Below are 2162 nucleotides of genomic sequence, written 5' to 3'. Positions count from 1 at the left end.
GTGATCGCAATGGCGAAGCGGGTGTCATACCCTTCCTTTACCATCGCGGGGATCAAAATCTTGCCGCAGCCTGCCGCATCGGCAGTCGATGACCCCGAAATCCCGGCAAACAGCATCGACACCGCGACGTTCACATGGCCAAGCCCACCCGGCATCCAACCAGTCAGGACGCGCGACAGATCTATCAACTTATCGGTGATCTTGCCGGAGTTCATCAGGTTCGCAGCCAGCAGGAAAAACGGCACGGCCAGCAAGATGAACGAATTATACGACTGGAACATGCGGTCAAGGACGATGAACGGCGTCAGCCGCATATCCATCAGCACCACCGGCACGGTTGCAATACCCAACGCAAAAGCCACCGGAAGCCGGATCAGCACCAGCAAAAGAAATCCGCCAACCATGATGGCGCAGGCAAGACCTGTTGAAACAATCATGACAGTGCTTTCTCTGAATTGCGATATTCGATGAAGGCTTCGGCCAATCGGTAGAAGGCAAAGACCGCCCAAACTACGCCTGCAACCGGCACGGAAATAAAGGTGATCAGCTTGTTTGCCTGCATCATTACAGTGTTCTGCAAATAGCCGAACTCAGCATATTCGATGCCATACCACGCAAAGACCAACGCAAACGCCCCGATCAAAAACAAAACGATGCCTTTTTGTAGGAAAATCGTCAGCGGGCGGGTGGCGTCAGGTGTTACCTGAACATCGAAATGAGAGCCCTCCCAAACTGCGATCATTGAACCGACCATAACCATCCAGACGAAGATGAAAGTGGCGAGCTCTTCGGTCCACAGATAGACAGGGATTATACCGGTATAACGCGCAATCACCTGCATCGCGACCGGGATCGCGAGGGCCGCCATCAGTGCCGCCAACAAGACCCGCAGGCATTGGCAAAATCCTTCAAGTATCCGCTTCAAGTGAATTCCTCCTGCCCGCATTTCCGTCATGAAAAACCGAGAAGCGCATTCCGAACCCGTGTGCCCGGAATGCGCAGGTTTGATTGCCTGCCTCGCTTACATCCCGCGGATTGCAGCCAAAAGTTCGGTCGCCCCAAGGCTTTTTGCATAGTCATCTTGCACCGGGATCACCATTTCCAGCAGTTTATCACGGTCTTCAAATTCCAGCACCGTCAACTGTTTGGCATCAACCATCTGTTGCAGCTTTTCGCCATCCTCACGCGATTCCAGTTCACGACCGAAGGCACCCGCTTCTTTGCCGGCCGCAAGGACAGCGGTTTGCAAGGCTTCAGGCAATGTGCGGAATGTTTTGCCGCTCATCACGATCGGGCGCACGGTGATTGCATGGCGGGTCAGCGAAAGAAAAGGTGCAACCTCATAGAACTTGAGGTTCTGAATGCTGGCCGCTTCGTTCTCAAAGCCCGAGATAACACCGGTCTGGATCGCGTTATAGACCTCGTTATAGGCGATCGCCGACGGAGCGGCGGTCAGAGCCGAAAAGATTTGCGCTTGGATCGGCGCGCCCATGACGCGCATTTTGAACCCGGTCAGCTCATCTAGATTGTGGATCGGATGGTTTGAAAGAATGTTCCGCACACCGCCACCGGTATAGCCGATGACCATGATGTCGGCTTTATCCAAAAGTTCCTTTTCCAGGGGCTTCAACACATCACTGGACAGCACCGCCTCCCAATGGGCTTTGTCGCGGAACAGGAACGGCATATCCATCAGCGGTATAGACGGCGCAAACGTCGCCATGTTGGAAGGCGCCATGATCGTGTAATCAATGGCCACGCCTTGTTGAAGGAAGGTGACATAATCAGCTTCAACCCCCAATTCGCCGTTCAAGCGCAGATCGAACTTGACGTCACCGTCATATTTCTCGTTCACCAATTCGGCAAACCGTTCCATGGTCTTGGTGAAGGCATGGTTTTCATCGAACATACTGGCGCCGCGCAATGTGATATCCTGCGCCGTAGCAGATGTAAGTGTCGCCCCAAATGCGGCGGCAAGCGCCGCACCCCGAAGCATGGTTTTCGCTGAAATTAGTCGTGTCATGTGTTCCTCCTCGAACTGTTATCAGGGCGCACGACCAACTGCCCGCAAAGATGCGATGCGTGGCAACAAAAGAGCGCGCGAGTAGCCGACGCGCCTTCCATCATGTCAGAACGAAAATCTCCCCTTGATAGAAAATAAC

General features: G+C 53.8%; 3 protein-coding genes. All 3 read right to left on the bottom strand.

Going from position 1 to position 2162, the window contains the following annotated elements:
- A partial coding sequence (locus L0H65_RS18830) for a TRAP transporter large permease subunit (protein ID WP_301460731.1) occupies nucleotides 1–437 on the bottom strand: 437 nt, incomplete at its 3' end.
- Nucleotides 434–925, bottom strand: a complete 492-nt coding sequence (locus tag L0H65_RS18825; protein ID WP_301460730.1) for a TRAP transporter small permease — start codon at nucleotides 923–925, stop codon at nucleotides 434–436. The genes L0H65_RS18830 and L0H65_RS18825, both read right to left, overlap by 4 nt.
- 96 nt (nucleotides 926–1021) lie before the next feature.
- The gene (locus tag L0H65_RS18820) at nucleotides 1022–2023 is read right to left on the bottom strand and encodes a TRAP transporter substrate-binding protein (RefSeq protein WP_301460729.1); all 1002 of its coding nucleotides are present in this window, start codon (nucleotides 2021–2023) and stop codon (nucleotides 1022–1024) included.
- Between the last annotated feature and the right edge of the window lie 139 nt (nucleotides 2024–2162).

The sequence above is a fragment of the Pseudorhodobacter sp. genome, assembly GCF_030452865.1.
Lineage (GTDB): Bacteria > Pseudomonadota > Alphaproteobacteria > Rhodobacterales > Rhodobacteraceae > Pseudorhodobacter.
Note: the sequence above shows the minus strand (reverse complement) of the source record. Positions and strands in the feature narration are given on the sequence as shown.